General features: G+C 63.9%; 12 protein-coding genes and 1 pseudogene. 5 read left to right on the top strand and 8 right to left on the bottom strand.

The window, feature by feature from the left end; translation table 11 throughout:
- Positions 1-128: 128 nt before the first annotated feature.
- Positions 129-2,639, bottom strand: a complete 2,511-nt coding sequence (locus B3605_RS22390; protein WP_112942874.1) for a ligase-associated DNA damage response DEXH box helicase — start codon at positions 2,637-2,639, stop codon at positions 129-131.
- A gap of 127 nt (positions 2,640-2,766) precedes the next feature.
- On the opposite strand from B3605_RS22390, the gene B3605_RS22385 reads away from it, so the two are divergent.
- Positions 2,767-3,741, top strand: coding sequence for an alpha/beta hydrolase (locus B3605_RS22385; RefSeq protein ID WP_162725435.1), 975 nt, complete (start codon positions 2,767-2,769; stop codon positions 3,739-3,741).
- Here the strand turns inward: B3605_RS22385 and B3605_RS22380 are convergent.
- Positions 3,735-4,490 (bottom strand): annotated as a pseudogene (locus tag B3605_RS22380) (ABC transporter substrate-binding protein). The gene B3605_RS22385 and the pseudogene B3605_RS22380 sit on opposite strands and share 7 nt — an antisense overlap.
- Positions 4,491-4,671: 181 nt before the next feature.
- On the opposite strand from B3605_RS22380, the gene B3605_RS22375 reads away from it, so the two are divergent.
- Positions 4,672-5,172, top strand: coding sequence for an RrF2 family transcriptional regulator (locus B3605_RS22375; RefSeq protein WP_112942836.1), 501 nt, complete (start codon positions 4,672-4,674; stop codon positions 5,170-5,172).
- A 21-nt stretch (positions 5,173-5,193) separates the two neighbouring features.
- Positions 5,194-5,655 carry a carboxymuconolactone decarboxylase family protein gene (locus B3605_RS22370; protein ID WP_112942835.1) on the top strand — a complete coding sequence of 154 codons (462 nt, stop codon included), beginning with the start codon at positions 5,194-5,196 and terminating at the stop codon, positions 5,653-5,655.
- A 59-nt stretch (positions 5,656-5,714) separates the two neighbouring features.
- Here the strand turns inward: B3605_RS22370 and B3605_RS22365 are convergent, their stop codons facing one another.
- The 3 genes from B3605_RS22365 to B3605_RS22355 all read right to left on the bottom strand — a co-directional run bounded on the left by B3605_RS22365 (position 5,715) and on the right by B3605_RS22355 (position 8,156).
- Positions 5,715-6,299, bottom strand: coding sequence for a transglycosylase SLT domain-containing protein (locus B3605_RS22365; RefSeq protein ID WP_112942834.1), 585 nt, complete (start codon positions 6,297-6,299; stop codon positions 5,715-5,717).
- Between the two features lie 130 nt (positions 6,300-6,429).
- Entirely contained in the window at positions 6,430-7,236 is an 807-nt protein-coding gene (locus B3605_RS22360; protein ID WP_112942833.1) for a TIGR02186 family protein, read from the bottom strand.
- Entirely contained in the window at positions 7,236-8,156 is a 921-nt protein-coding gene (locus B3605_RS22355; protein WP_018898341.1) for a sulfite exporter TauE/SafE family protein, read from the bottom strand. The genes B3605_RS22360 and B3605_RS22355 overlap by 1 nt, the downstream gene beginning before the upstream one ends.
- Before the next feature lie 295 nt (positions 8,157-8,451).
- Between B3605_RS22355 and B3605_RS22350 the strand changes: the two genes are divergently transcribed.
- On the top strand, positions 8,452-9,036 hold the full coding sequence (locus B3605_RS22350; protein WP_112942832.1) for a DUF922 domain-containing Zn-dependent protease: 585 nt from the start codon (positions 8,452-8,454) through the stop codon (positions 9,034-9,036).
- Between the two features lie 19 nt (positions 9,037-9,055).
- Here B3605_RS22350 and B3605_RS22345 read toward each other — a convergent pair whose 3' ends face one another.
- Positions 9,056-9,685 carry a TerC family protein gene (locus B3605_RS22345; protein WP_296436096.1) on the bottom strand — a complete coding sequence of 210 codons (630 nt, stop codon included), beginning with the start codon at positions 9,683-9,685 and terminating at the stop codon, positions 9,056-9,058.
- A gap of 125 nt (positions 9,686-9,810) precedes the next feature.
- Positions 9,811-10,287 (bottom strand): RrF2 family transcriptional regulator, encoded by a 477-nt coding sequence (locus tag B3605_RS22340; protein ID WP_112942831.1) that lies wholly within the window; start codon positions 10,285-10,287, stop codon positions 9,811-9,813.
- A gap of 118 nt (positions 10,288-10,405) precedes the next feature.
- Here B3605_RS22340 and B3605_RS22335 point away from each other — a divergent pair, with 118 nt between their 5' ends.
- On the top strand, positions 10,406-11,305 hold the full coding sequence (locus tag B3605_RS22335; RefSeq protein WP_112942830.1) for an NAD(P)/FAD-dependent oxidoreductase: 900 nt from the start codon (positions 10,406-10,408) through the stop codon (positions 11,303-11,305).
- A 95-nt stretch (positions 11,306-11,400) separates the two neighbouring features.
- Here the strand turns inward: B3605_RS22335 and B3605_RS22330 are convergent.
- The coding region (locus B3605_RS22330; RefSeq protein WP_296436095.1) for an SEL1-like repeat protein at positions 11,401-15,013 on the bottom strand (3,613 nt) is incomplete at its 5' end.

Here is a 15,013-nt window from a genome sequence, read left to right as displayed (position 1 = left end):
CTCTGCCCTGCCGGGCATCTCCCCCACAAGGGGGAGAAAACTTGTGGCCCCGCTCTGCCTCGATCATGACCTCAGCGCTGCGACGGTTAAGCCCCTCCCCCTTGTGGGGAGGGGTTGGGGAGGGGCCTTTACTCCAACGCCTCGGCAATCAGATCGTCCGCGGCCTCCGCCAGCAGAACATCCTGCGCCTCGCCATGCACATGCTCCTTGCCGATCTCCAGCATCACGGGCACGGCGAGCGGCGAGATGTGCTCCAGCGGGCGGTGGGTGATGTGCCCCTTGATTCGCTTCAGCATATCGCCAAGACGGCCGATATCCAAAAGCCCGGTCGCCGCATCCTGCCGCGTCGCCTGCAGCAGGATGTGATCGGGCTCGTGGGTCCTGAGCACGTCGTAGATCAGATCGGCGGAAACCGTCACCTGCCGGCCGCTCTTTTCCTTGCCCGGGTGTCGGCGCTCGATCAACCCTGCAATCACGGCGCAATTGCGGAAGGTGCGCTTCAAAAGGAAGGATTCGTCGAGCCAGCTTTCGAGATCGTCGCCCAGCATGTCCTCGTCGAAGAGGTCGGATAGGCTGAGCCGGCCGCTTGATATCATCCGGCCCATATCCTCGAGCCCCCAGATGCCGAGCGAATAATCGGTGGCGACGAAGCCGAGCGGCTTGGCGCCTGCGCGTTCCAGCCGGCGGGTCAAAAGCATGCCGAGCGTCTGATGCGCCAGCCGCCCCTCGAATGGGTAGGCCACCATGTAGCAGCGGCTGCCGCGCGGGAAGGTTTCGATCAGCAGCTCGTCGCGTTTCGGCAGGATCGATTTCTCCTTCTGGATCGCCAGCCAGTCGCGCACCTGGTCCGGCAGCCGGTGCCAGCGGTCGGGATCATCGAGCATCAAGCGCACCTGGTCGGCGAGATAGGTGGAGAGCGGAAACTTGCCGCCGGCATAGGAGGGGATCTTCGGGTCGTTGGAATAGGCCTGGCTCGCCAGCGCCTCGTTCTCGCGGATACCCTCGAAGCGCAGCACCTTGCCGGAGAAGATGAAGGTGTCGCCGGGCGAAAGCTGCTCGAAGAAATACTCCTCCATCTTGCCGAGCGTCGCCCCGCCGCGCCCGATGCGGCCGCCTTCTCCCCGCTTCACCATCTTCAGGTTCAGCATAGGGCTCTCGACGATGGTGCCGAGGTTCAGCCGGTATTGCTGCGTCACCTGCGGATTGGAAACGCGCCAGCGCCCCTCCTTCGTCTTGCGGATACGGGCATAGCGCTCATAGGTGCGCAGCGCGTAGCCGCCGGTGGCGACGAAATCGACGATCCGCTCGAAAGTCTCCCAGGAGAGATCCGCATAGGGCGAGGCGCTGATGATCTCGTCATAGAGCTCCAGCATGTCGAATGGCTCGGCGCAGGCCATGCCGAGAACATGCTGGGCGAGCACATCGAGCGCGCCGCGCCCAATAGGCGGCGTGTCCTGCGCGCCAATATAGTTGGCGTCGAGTGCTGCCTGGCACTCCATCACCTCGAAACGGTTGGCGGGAACGAGGATCGCCTTGGAGGGCTCGTCCATCCGGTGGTTGGCGCGGCCGATGCGCTGCGCCAGTCGCGAGGCGCCCTTCGGCGCGCCCACATGGATGACGAGATCGACATCGCCCCAGTCGATACCGAGATCGAGCGTCGAGGTGGCGACCACGGCGCGCAGCCGGTTCGCCGCCATCGCCGCCTCCACCTTGCGGCGCTGGCCGACATCGAGCGAGCCGTGATGCAGCGCGATTGGCAGGTTGTCGTCGTTGGCGGTCCAAAGCTCCTGAAACAGCATCTCCGCCTGGCTGCGGGTGTTGACGAAGAGCAGCGTTGTCTGGTGCTCAAGAAGCTGTTTGTAGACATCGGGGATCGCGTATTTCGCGGAGTGGCCGGACCAGGGAATGCGCTCCTCGGTCGAAAGGATAGAGATATCGGGCTTGGCCCCGCCCTCCACCGTGACGATGCCTGCATGGCGCTCGCCACCTTCCGGCTGCGCCACCAGCCACTTCTGCAGTTCCAGCGGCTCGGCGACAGTCGCCGAAAGCCCGATCGTCTGCAGCTTCGGCGCAAGCCGCCGCAGCCGCGCCAGCCCCAGCGACAGCATGTGGCCTCGCTTCGAGGTGACCAGAGAATGCAGCTCGTCGAAGATGATGTATCTGAGGTCCTTGAAGAAGCGCTCCGCCTCTCCATTGGCAAGCAAAAGCGCCACCTGTTCCGGCGTCGTTAAGAGGATGTCGGGCGGGCTGAGCTTCTGGCGCTGCCGCTTCGAAACCGGCGTGTCGCCGGTGCGGTTCTCGACAGTGACGGGCAACCCCATCTCCAGCACCGGCTTCATCAGATTGCGCTCGATATCGACCGCCAGCGCCTTCAGCGGCGAGACGTAGAGCGTGTGAATGCCGGTGAAGGCAGAGCCGGGCGGGATCTTGCCGCGACGGGTGAGATCGGTGAGCGATGGCAGAAAGCCGGCGAGCGTCTTGCCGGCCCCGGTGGGCGCGATCAAGAGCGTGCTTTCTCCCGCCTCGGCGCACGCCAGAAGCTCCAGCTGATGCCTGCGCGGCTGCCAGCCCTTCTCCGCAAACCAGCGGGTAAAGGGGGCAGGCAGGGATATCAGGCGCTCGCTATCGATCTGGTCCACCGCCTGAATGTAGTTCAAACCGCGCCGATGAGAAGGCGTCGCGTCAGGCGATCGTCAATGCGGTCGGTAATTCCGCCGCATTGGTGGTGCGCCTTGCAACAACGAAGGCAAACCGATGGAACGACAGATGCTGACGCGTCGATCTTTGCTGACTGCCCTGAGCGCCGCAACCGTGATGCCGAACACGTTGCTACCGGGCAGGGCCCATGCCGCCGGCAACCCGGCGGATGCGGCGAGCGAAATCCTGCCGCTGTGGCCGGGAGAGCCGCCGGGTGGAGGCGGCCCATCCGGTGCGATCGTCGAAAATGCCAGGGGCGCGATCAGCAATGTCGCCATGCCCAATATTGCGGTTTACGCACCGACAAAGCCGAACGGCATCGCCGTGCTGGTCGCCGGTGGTGGCGGATACCGGCGGATCTCGATGCGCAACGAGGCGAGGCCGGCTGCGCGCTGGCTGAACAGCCGCGGCATCACCGCCTTCGTGCTATCCTACCGATTGCCGGGCGAGGGCTGGGCGGCCGGTCCGTTGGCGCCGTTGCAGGACGCGCAGCGCGCGATCCGGCTGATCCGTGCCAATGCCACGCACTTCGGCATCGATCCCGGCCATCTGGGCGTGCTGGGCTTTTCCGCCGGCGGCCACCTGCTCGGCCTCGCTGCGACCCGCTCCGCCTTCGCCTCCTATCGAGAGGTCGATGCGGCGGACAAGCAATCGGCGCGACCGGATTTCGCGGCGCTCATCTATCCCGTCATCACGCTGAAGCCGCCCTACGACAACACCTGGACCCGCCGCATGCTGGTCGGCAAACATCCGAGCGCGGCCCTCAGCGTCGAATGGTCGGTCGAGGATGATGTCGGAGCCCGCTGTCCGCCCATGTTTCTGGTGCAGGCAAAGGACGATCCAATCTCTGATCCTGAAAACACGGTTATCATGCAGCAGGCCTGCCTGAAGGCCGGTGTGACGGTGGAATTGCACCAGTTGCAGGATGGCGGCCACGGCTTCGGCATGGGGCGAAGCGGCAAGGCGTCGGCGGATTGGCCGGATGACTTTGCGCCATGGCTGGCACGCATCAACCGGCCGATCCTGCTGTCATCAGGTCAATAGATGTCGAAGGGGAAATACTGCTTGGTGATCTTCTGGTAGGTGCCGTTGGCAACCAGCGCGTCGATCGCCTTGTTGAAGCGCTCCTTCAGTTCGGTCTCGCCCTTGCGGATGCCGATGCCAGCTTGCGTCTCTGTGCCGGGCACGTCGCCGAGCAGCTTGCAGCAATCCTTGCCGGCCTTGTTCAGCCAGTCGACGACCACGAACTTGTCGGAGACCAGCGCGTCGGTGCGGCCGTTCTGCAGGTCGGCCACGGCCTCGTCCTGCGTCGGGTAGAGCTTGGCCTCGGCGCCGCCCTTGGCGTAGACGTCGCTGGTATAATTGGCCTGCGTCGTCGAGGCCTGCGCGCCGACCACCTTGCCCTTCATGTCCTCGACAGTAACGCCCTTGATCGGGCTGTCCTTTGGCACGGCGACGGCAAGCGGCGTCGTGTAGTATTTGTTGGTGAAGTCGATCTGCTGCTTGCGCTCCTCGGTGATGCTCATCGAGGCGATGATCGCGTCGTATTTCTTGGCGAGTAGACCGGGAATGATGCCGTCTTAATCCTGGGCGACGATTGTGCACTTGGCCTTCATTTCCTCGCAGAGCGCCTTGGCCATATCCACATCGAGCCCCTTCAGGCTGCCATCCGATTCCACGTAGTTGAAGGGAGGGTAGGCGCCCTCGGTTGCGATCCGGATGGTGTCTTCGGCGGAGGCGAGATGCGCTGTGGCCAGAAGCGTCGCGGCCGTCAGCAAGATCGTCTTTTTCATTGATGTTCCCTTTTGGAGTGTTTTGACACTGCAACCTTAGCTGATCCCAATCGCTTCACAAGCCTTTGCTGAATAAGCCGAAAGTCTACCGCCCCGGATGCAATCGCGGCGCCTCGGAAAGAAGATTGACAGGCAGCATAATCATGGATATATTTTATCCATGAATTGAGGAGCTGGTCACATGAAACTCGGAGACGGTGTCGAACAGGCCATTCACAGCGTGGCGATGCTTTCGGGTCTTTCCGAGGGCGGCGTGCTGTCGGCGGCCGCACTTGCGGAGTTTCACGGGGTGTCGACGAGCTATCTTCTGAAGCATCTGCAGGCGCTGTCGGGCGCCGGCATCCTCCACACCGTGCCCGGCCCGAAAGGTGGCTATCGCCTCGCAAGGCCCGCTGAGAAGATTACGCTGCTCGACATCGTGCTGGCCGTCGAGGGACCTGCGCCTGCCTTTCGCTGCAATGAAATTCGCCAGCGCGGGCCGAACCCGGCGCCCGATCGTTTTTTCGCCAAGCCGTGCAACATCTCGGCGGCGATGCTGAAGGCCGAGCGCGTCTATCGCGCCGAGCTTGCCAAGACCACAATTGCCGATCTCGGTGCCGAACTGGCGGAGATCGACGACGGGACGATCGCAGCCAGAAGCTGCGCGTTCCTGGAACTGCATGAACGTCGAACGGCTCGCTGAGCCATCAAAGGAGAAAGTGCCATGCAACCGCGTTTCAATTTCGCCAAGGCCGCACCGGATGCCTACAAGGCCGTGCTCGCGCTTGAGGATTACGTCCAGAAGTCCGACCTCGAACGCCGCTTCATCCACCTGATCAAGCTGCGCGCGTCGCAGATCAACGGCTGCGCCTATTGCGTCGACATGCACGTCAAGGAAGCCCGCCATGACGGCCTGAGCGAGCAGTGGATCAACCTCATGTGCGTCTGGCATGAATCGCCCGTCTATGACGAACGCGAACGCGCGCTTCTCGGTTGGGTCGATGCCGTCACCAAGGTCGCCCAGACGGGCGCGCCAGATGCCGATTATGAGGGACTCAAGGCGCATTTCAGCGAAGCCGAGATGATGAACATAACGGTCGCCATCGGCGCCATCAACGTCTGGAACCGCCTGGCCGTCGGCTTCCGCGCCCAGCACCCGATCGACAAGCCCGCCAAGGCCGCCTGATCTCATCGCGAATTTTAGACCGGGCTGGCGGCGATGCCGCCGGCCCGTCGTCGTTCAAATCAGCTGCAGCCGCCTTGCAACTGCTGTTGATAGGTCGCAGCCATCCCTGCGAAACGCTGCGCCGTCTTCTGCAGCTGCGCGTTCGAGCGCCAGTCGCCGCGCATGTAGCCCTTCGGACCGGAATAATAGGCGAGGTAGAGGCTATAGGCGTCGTTAAGCTGAATGCCTGTCGTCTGGCTGTTCTGCCAGTGATACCAGCCGATGAAATCGATCGCGTCGGAAAAGTTGGTGCGCCGCGCGCTCCAGTTTCCGGTTGCCGATTGGTAGTGGTCCCAGGTGCCATTGAGCGCCTGCGAATAGCCGTAGGCTGTCGACTGTCGCTTCCAGGGGATGAAGCCGAACAGCTTGGTGCGGGGCGGCCGCGCATTCGGCTGGAAGCCCGATTCCGTATACATCGTCGCCATCAGGATCGGCACCGGCACGCCGTATTTCTTCTCGGCCTTCTCCGCCGAGCGCTGCCAGCTGGTGAACATCCCGTCGCGCTGGTCGAACACCGCGCAGATGTTTCGGGTCTGTTTGGGAGCAGTCGCGCAGCCGGCAAGAACAGCCAGAACCACGACGGCAAGGAGAGTATGGATACGCATGACTAAACCTCTCGACGTCGGAGAGATTACTAACTGGTAAACGTTAATGGTCGGTTTTTAGACAATGACGATGCAGTGATCATCTCGTGGCGAGACCGGGGCAGGGCCATCCAACCGAAGCGGTGACCGATCATTCCTTGCGGAACACCACGCTGGCGCCCCAGCCGGTCACGACGGCCAGGAACACGGCAAACAGGCCGTAGATGATCGGCTGCTCGTGCGCCGCATCCGTGATCGTCTGCTCGATGCCGGTCTTGATCACCCGCAAGGGGGCCGATTTCTCGGTCACGAACTTGCCGCTCTTGAACAGATAGGCGCGAACCGTATGCACGCCGTTCGGAATGTTGGCGGGCAGCCGCAGGCTGGCCTTGAACAGATTGGAGCTGACGAAACGAACGCCGCTCGGGTCGCGGACATAAAGGCCGCTGCGCTCCTGCAGCCGGCGATAGGCGTCGCGGAACTCGCCGACGTTGCTGGCATTGCCGAGAAAGCCCATCGGCGTCAGCGGAATATGGTCGATGCCGATGCCGCGATCTGTGAGATCGAGTGGTGTCGTCACGTCGTCGAGCATGCGCGAGCTCGACATCGAATAGGAATGCGGCACGGTCTCGAACGTCATCGAGTGCGTGTTGACCCAGATCCCGAACACCCGCTCCTTCTTGCGCACCGTGGCATTGTCGCGCGGGCCTTCCAGCACCACGACCACATCATATTGGCCGATCGCGAGCAGCAGGCTGTCGGTGTTGGTCACCGCGCCGAAGATCGTCAGATCCGCGCCGTGAAAGTCGGAGGTGATGGCGATTTCGCTGGTGGAGGTGCCGATCTCCAGCCCTTCGGCAACCGGCTGCGGCGCCTGGCCCGGCAGCAGCGTCTGCGCGCCGGCCGCCGTCGGCAGCAGCATGAGGGAGAAGAGCAGGGTCCTGAGCAGGTGACGCATCAGTTGGCACCCATCACGACCGAATAGATATCGCTGGGCGTGACCACCAGCGCCACGGCAAGGCGAAGACCGACGGCGAGAACGAGCAGCCCAAGCAACGCGCGCAGCTGTTCGCCGCGCAGCTTTTGCCCGACGCGAACGCCATACTGCGCGCCGATAACGCCCGCGATCATCAGGATGAAGGCCAGCACGATGTCGACCGAGAAGTTGGTCGCGGCCTGCACGACAGTCGTATAGGCGGTGACGAAGATGATCTGGAACAGCGATGTGCCCACGACGACGTTGGTCGGAATGCGCAGCAGATAGATCATCGCCGGCACCATGATGAAGCCGCCGCCGACGCCCATGACAGACGTCAGGATGCCGATGCCGAAGCCGAGCGCCACGATCGGGATGACGCTGAGGAAGATCTTCGATTTCTTGAACCGCATCTTCAGCGGCAGGCGGTGAACCCAGTGATGATGTCCCGGCCGGCGTGGTGCGGCCGGGATGTTCTTCGATGCGCGCCGCATCGCGTTGACGCTTTCAAGCAGCATCAGGCCGCCGACCGTGCCGAGGAAGAGCACGTACATCAGGGAGATGATCAGATCGAGCTGACCGAGCCGGCGCAGCAGCGAAAACACCCAGATGCCGACGGTGGCCCCCGCGAGACCGCCCGCCAGAAGCACCGAGCCGAGCTTCACATCCAGCGTCCCGCGCCTGAAATGGGTGAGCGCGCCCGAGATCGACGAGGCGACGACCTGGTTGGCGCCGGTGGCGACGGCGACGACGGGCGGGATGTTGTAGAAGATCAGAAGCGGCGTGATCAGAAAGCCGCCGCCCACGCCGAACATGCCGGACAGGAAGCCGACGGCCGCACCCATGCCGAGGATGATGAAAATGTTCACCGACAATTCTGCGATGGGCAGATAGATTGTCACAGCCGACCCCGATTTGCGGACGACCCGGCGGGCCGTTGCGTTCCCCACGTTTTATGCGAATGCGATACGGTAACCTGAAATCGTTGCGATAGGCTTTCGATCAGCGACACCGCGTCTCCTCAATACGCGAAGAATTCTGATTAATCAGGCTTTTTTCAGGTTTTGTGACAATCACGGCACACTCGTGCGCGGAAGCGGCCGAACACCCAGCAGTGCGATTGAACGCCAGGTGACGGCTCCCTAGATTGGCCGCGCGGAACAAAGCACGGGGAACGATGTGGGATCAGCCATTCGAATGTTGACGCTAAGTGCGCTGCTCGCATCGGTGCCGGTTATGGCGGTGGCGCAGTGGAAGCCGACCGAAGAGGTGCGCAACTACGCCATATCAGGCACGACCGGTGCCGAACTCTACGGCTCTATCGGCGAGCGCGGCCCCGAGGTCGGCGGCCAGTCCAGGGTGATCGCCCACACCACGTTCAAGCTGACATGGACGCGCAAATACGAAAGGCAGCCGGATAATGCCTGCATGCTGACGGTCGCCAAGCCGAAGCTGACGATCATCTATACGCTGCCCAAACCGTCCGCCAAGCTCTCGCCATCGGTGCAAGCCAGCTGGAACAGCTTCATCGAGGCGATCCGCAAGCACGAGCGGGTGCATGGCGACACCATCATCGACATGGTGCATGAGATCGAGACGCTGAGCCTCGGCTTTTCCGCGCCGGATGATCCCGATTGCCGCAAGATCCGCGCCAATCTCACCGAGCGTCTCGGCGAGATATCCGGCAGGCAGCGCCAGCGCGGTCGCGATTTCGACCGGGTGGAGATGAGCGACGGCGGCAATGTGCAGGCGCTCATCCTGAAGCTGGTCAACGGCCCCTAAGGGGCCGTCCGCGATTGGTTTAGCCGCCCGTTGCCGCCGCGACATGCGGCCAGACTTCCAGTCCGCCGCGATAGATCATGTGCAGGGCGACATAGACGATGATCGCCAGACCGATATAGGCGATCCAGTAGTAGCGGTTGAGGAGGCGCGCGATGAAATTCGCGGCGATACCCATCATCGCGATCGAGAGGATCAGGCCGATGACCAGCACGGTCGGATGCTCGCGGGCAGCACCCGCCACGGCAAGCACGTTGTCGAGCGACATCGACACGTCGGCGATGACGATCTGCGTGGCCGCCTGGAAGAAGGTCTTGCGAGGAACCTGTGCGCCCTCGGCATGCTCGCCTTCACCATCCTGGGCATTGTTGGCGCGGATTTCCCGCCACATCTTCCAGCAGACCCAGAGCAGCAGGATGCCACCAGCCAGCAGCAGGCCAATGATCTCGAGCAATTGCACGGTGACGCTGGCAAGCGCGATACGCAGCACGGTGGCGGCTAGAATGCCGACCAGAATGGCCTTCTTGCGCTGATCGGGGGCAAGGCCGGCGGCCGCGAGCCCGATAACGACGGCATTGTCGCCAGCCAGAACCAGGTCGATGACAATGACCTGCAGAAGCGCCAGCAAGCCGGCGGATGTGAATATTTCCATGATGCAATTATCCCTGCGCTGCGCGAAGCCTCTCCCCGGCGTTGCCAAGGCTTAAAGGATCGGTCGGCAATGGATCAAGTGCTGTCGGCCAGCTTCGGCAAAAGATCCGCGCCTTTCGCGTAAATTCAGCCGGAAGCCGATTGTTCCGTGTGAATGTTGCCGTGGATGTTGCATTGTCCTTCGGGCATACGCCGGTCGAAATCGGCCGCGATGTCGGCGATGGTAACCGTGCGGAAGCGTTCCAGGAGAAGCGCTTCTGCCTCCTTCAGCGCGTCGCCGAGCTTGGCATCGACGGCCTGTTCCACCAGGCACTCCGGTTGATCGACCGAAGGGCCGATCGCAAACAGCGGTGGCTTGCCGATCGCCTCGTAGATGTCGAGGAGCGTGATCTGGTCGAGCCCGCGCGCCAATTCCCAGCCGCCGCCATGCCCTTGTTCCGAGCGGACATAGCCGAAGTCACGCAGGCCCGCCATGGTGCGCCTGACGACCACGGCATTGGTGCCGAGCATTTTCGATATCGTTTCCGATGTCGCGCGCTTGTAGTGCCGGTCCATGTGGATAAGCACATGCAGCATGCGCGAAAGGCGGCTGTCGCGTCTCATTCGCTTACTCCTGTTGCGAGCAATCTAGCGCCATAGGTCATCTGTAACAAGATAGGTTACGTGTCTTGACGGAAGGCTGTCACGTAACATATGAAGATGCGAGAGATAGGAGAACGTCATGACCTACGATGTGATCATTGTCGGCGGCAGCTTCGCCGGCCAGTCCGCTGCCATGCAGCTTGCCCGCGCGCGCCGCAAGGTGCTGGTGATTGATGGGCGCAAGCCGCGCAACCGTTTCGCGGAAGCCTCTCACGGCTTCCTCGGCCAGGACGGCAAGGCGCCGGCGGCGATCATCGCCGAGGCATCCCGCCAGCTCGGCCTCTACAAGACGGTGACGCAGCTGCAGGGCGAAGCAATCGAGGTCGGCAGGGAAGGGGACCTCTTTGCGCTCACGCTTGCCGACGGCACCACGCAGCGCGCCACCCGCATCGTGCTCGCCACCGGTGTCCGCGACGAGCTGCCAGATATCGAGGGGCTGCAACAGCGCTGGGGCAAGACGGTGATCCATTGCCCCTATTGCCATGGCTATGAAGTGGCCGACCGCCCGCTCGGCGTGCTCGCCGGCAATCCGATGTCGGTGCATCAGGCGCAGATGATCCCGGATTGGGGCCCGACCACCTATTTCACGCAAGGGGAATGGGAGCCCGATCCCGAGCAGGCGGCCCTGCTCGATGCGCGCGGCGTCGTGATTGTTCGCAGCCCGGTCGTCGAATTGCTGGGAGAGGGTACCGAACTGGAAGCCGTTCGTCTCAAGGATGGCCGCATCCTGCCGCTCGGCGGCCTGTTCGTCGCGCCGGAAACGCATCTGACGAGCCCGCTTGCCGAACAGCTCGGCTGCGCGCTGGAGGCTGGTCCCACCGGCCCCTTCATCCGCGTCGACAATTTTAAGCAGACCACGGTCAAGGGCGTCTATGCCGCCGGCGATGCCGCCGTGGCGATGGCCAATGCGACAATGGCGTCGGCTGCAGGCGTCATGGCCGGCGTTGCCGCCCACCGCTCGCTGATCATGCCGGACTAAGCACGCTTCGGGGAAGGGCACAGGCAAGCACCGCACAAACAAAAATCCCCCGCAAACGCCGGTTTGCGGGGGATTTTGTGTGAACCTTCGCTCGATCAGGCCTTGGTCGATGGCGCCTTGTTGCGTTCCAGCAGCGCCTTGACGGTCGCGTCGTTGATCTTGCCGCTCGGCTCCTGGCCGATCGACTTCTGGAAGCTCTTGATCGCAGCAACCGTCTTGGTGCCCAGTTCGCCATCCGGCTGGCCGGCATCGAAACCGTTATTGTTCAGGATCGCCTGAATGTTGCGGATCGCCCGCTTCATGTCGACGCTCGAAGTCTTGGTGGCCGTGCCGGCCCATTCGTCAGGAACCTCGATGCCGTTCGACTTGTTGTCGAGCGGCTCGGCCTTCCATAGGTCCGCCTTGGCGCGGGCCTTCTCCAGCTGATCCGGCTTCATGGCATTGGCGACTTCGTCACGCTTCTGCGAAGCGTCCTTGTCACCACCCTTGGCCGCGATCGCGAACCATTTGTAGGATTCCGTCAGGTCCTGCGGCACGCCGTTGCCACGCGCGCACAGGATCGCCAGGTTGAACTGGCTGTCGGTGATCCCGAGGTTGGCGGCCTTGGTGAACCAGTTGGCGGCTGCCGAGTAATCCTGCTGTCCAAGCGCGCCGGAGGCATAGAGCACGGCGAGATTGTGCATCGCGTTGGCGTTGCCCTGGTTCGCGGCCTGTTCGTAGAACTGTTTGGCCTTGTTGGCATCGCGGGCAACGCCGGTGCCCTTCTCATACATGCTGCCGAGGCGGTATTGCGCCGGCGCAAAGCCCTTGTCGGCCGCCATCTGGTACCAGTTCAGCGCCTGGTTCGGGTCGGCGGTCACGCCGGCACGTCCATCGCTGTAGCGCGCGCCGATTTCAAACAGCGCCAGCGCATCGCCTGATTTCGCGGCATCCGCAAGCGACTTCGGCTGGATCGTGTCGGGAACGGCGATCTCGGGTGCTGCTGCCGCCGGTGCGGTTTCGGCCGCCGATGGTGCCGCGTTGTTGGCGGTGAAGGCGGACGTATCCTGCGGTGCGCCCGAAGGTGCGAGCGCGCCATTGCCGCCAAGCGGTGCGGCTTCGGTCAGCCGCTCGGGTGCTGCCGGCTCAGACGGCGCAGGTGCGACATTGGCCGTCACGGGCGGGGCAGGCGTCGAGACAGCGGGTGCCTCAGGGGCGGCCGCGACTGGTGCGGACGTGTCGGGCGCGGTCTCGCTGTCTGCGGGCAGCGTTGCGTTCTGTCCGTCGGTGATCGTTGCCACTTCGGCGGTCGGCGCGGGGGCGCCCGAGGTCAGCGTGCGGGCCAGCGGGAAGGCCATGATCGCCAGAAGCACGGCGCCGACGGCAAGCAGGATCGGACGGCGGAAGCGTGAAAACGCGCTGCCCTTGCCTGATTCCTTGGCTGGGTCCTTGATCTTCGCCTTCTTCTCGCCCTTCACCGACCCGGCCTTGCCGCTGGGATCGACTTCAAGCGCTGCGGCCTGCGCGGCGCGGCGGGCAGCCGCGATATAGTCGGCGCGATCCGTGTCGCTTGCCGGCTTCGGATTGGTGCGGGCCGCATTCTGGCTGGCGCGCACGCGCTCCAGGATCTTCTTGACATCGGGAGCACCGGAGCCCGGCTCCAGCGGCTCGTTGGCGGCTTCCGGCGGCATCACGTCGACAGGATCGATCGACGGCGACGGGTCGATGACGGCGCGTTCGCCGGTCTTGGCCTTTTTCGACGGCAGCAGGCGCTTGCCGAGGCTGACGAGCAGGCTTCCCTTTGCGGCGGCCGCGGCAGGCTTGCTGGCGGCCTCGATGGCAATGGCGCTGGTCTCGGAAGCGGCGATTGCCGGTGCGGCCGGCTCAGGCGCAGCTTCGGCCTTGCGCACGGCTTCGGGTACGCGTGTGCCGAACACGGCGGGCTTCTCGGCCTCCTCGGCTCCGGCCTCAGCCATCGCGTAGGGATCGACGTTGAAATCGACGTCGGCGGCCGGCATCCGCGCGGGCGGACGGGCCGTGCGGCTCTCCATGTCGTCGAGCCGGTCGGCGATATGCACCAGCGTCTCGTGCAGCGCCTGGAAGGTCTTGTGCGTGCGCTCTTCGCCGCTGCGGCTCAGATCCTCGAGATGGCGAAGGTCGGCGGCGAGCGCATTGAGCGCCGACATGTCGACGCCGGCACCACCGCCCTGCAGGGCGCCGTTGCGCGAATAGGCCTCAACGACCGCTTCGGCGGCCTGGCGGGCGGCTTCGACGATATATTCATCGCTGGTCGCCATATAGTCTTCGATCGCGCCCATGCGGCGGTCGAAATCGATGGCGATCTCGGTGCTTGGGCGCGGCTCGCTCATCAGCGCGGAAAGATTGGCGATCTGGTCTTCCAGATTGCGTAGCGCGTTCGCGTCGGTGGCGGGTGCCGCCGAGCTCTCGTCGAGACGGGCGGCGATATCGCTCAGCCGGTCCTCGATGCGCAGGAAGGCGGCGTCGTCGACTGGGGTCTGGATTGCCTGCTGCGGCTGGAATTCCATCTCGTCGATGCGGCGAGCGAGATAGTCGAGGCGCTGCGCCAGCGCGTCGTTGACAGCGCCGTTCTCGAGCGCGTCGATCTTGCGCGAGATATCGGCGAGCGCGCCGGTCAGTTCCGGCTGCGGTGCCGCCCGCTGGCTCTTTTCGAGCAGGAAGGCCAGATGTTCGAGCCGTTCGTCGAGGCGCGACGTGGCCTCGGCATTGGCGACTTCCTCGACGCGGGCCGTGAGCGCTTCCAGCCGTTCGGCAAGCCCATCGGCCGGGTTGGCGCGGCTTGCCACGCTCTGGCCCATAAGCTCGATCTGGTCGGCAAGGCCGCTCAACCGTCCCTCGAGGCGGTGCATGGCAGCGGGGTCGCCCGATGTCGCGGCGCGGCCGGTCGCGGCGATCGCGCGGCTGATTTCGTCAAGACGACTGTCCATCGACGCGAACTGCTCGGACATTGCCCGGTCATGCGGCTGGATCATGCTGCCAAACTGCTCCATCGCCGTTGCGATGGAGATGAGCTTGTCTTCGAGCGCCTTGACCGCCGGGCTTTCGCCCATACCGCCGATATGGCGCTTGATATCGTCGAGGCGGTAGGCAAGCGCCACCAGCTCTTCCTGCAGGCCCGATGTGTCGAGCGCGTGCAACTGGTTCTCGAAACCGTCCCAGCGCTGGTCCATGTGGCGCAGCGAATCCTCGCGCGCCAGCCCGTCCATCAGCGAGCGCAGGTCTTCGAATTCACCGCGCAGGCCATGGGCCTCCGACGTTTCGGAGCGAGCGGCCAGATGGTTGATGCTGTCGGCAAGCCGGCTCATGTCGGCATGAATGTCTTCGGCGAAGGGACGATCGGCGGCGGTTGCCTTGATCTCGCGCAGTTCGCCGCGCAGCGCGTCCATTTCGCGGGCGACGCCCTCGGAGATATCGCGCTTCAGATCCTGGCGCAGGCTGACGAGCGCCTGGGCGATTTCCGTCATCGTGTCTTCTGCACCGCGCGGATTGGCGACAGGAGCCTGTGGCTGCTGAACGGCCACGCGTGGCTGCGGCGCTGGCGTGTGTGCGGGAGCCGGCTGTGCCGCATAGGCCGTCGCCTGCTCGCGGGGTGCGTAAGTGGTCTCGCGGGCTGCGCGCTCGCGGCTGGCGTCGAGCATGCGCTGGCGCTGGCGGATCTCGGCGAGCGGATCGGGACGCGGCTCGGCGGCG

This window comes from Rhizobium sp. UBA1881 (assembly GCF_002338015.1).
Lineage (GTDB): Bacteria > Pseudomonadota > Alphaproteobacteria > Rhizobiales > Rhizobiaceae > Rhizobium.
The sequence above is the reverse complement of the archived record's forward strand: the minus strand, read 5'-3'. Positions and strand labels throughout refer to the sequence as shown.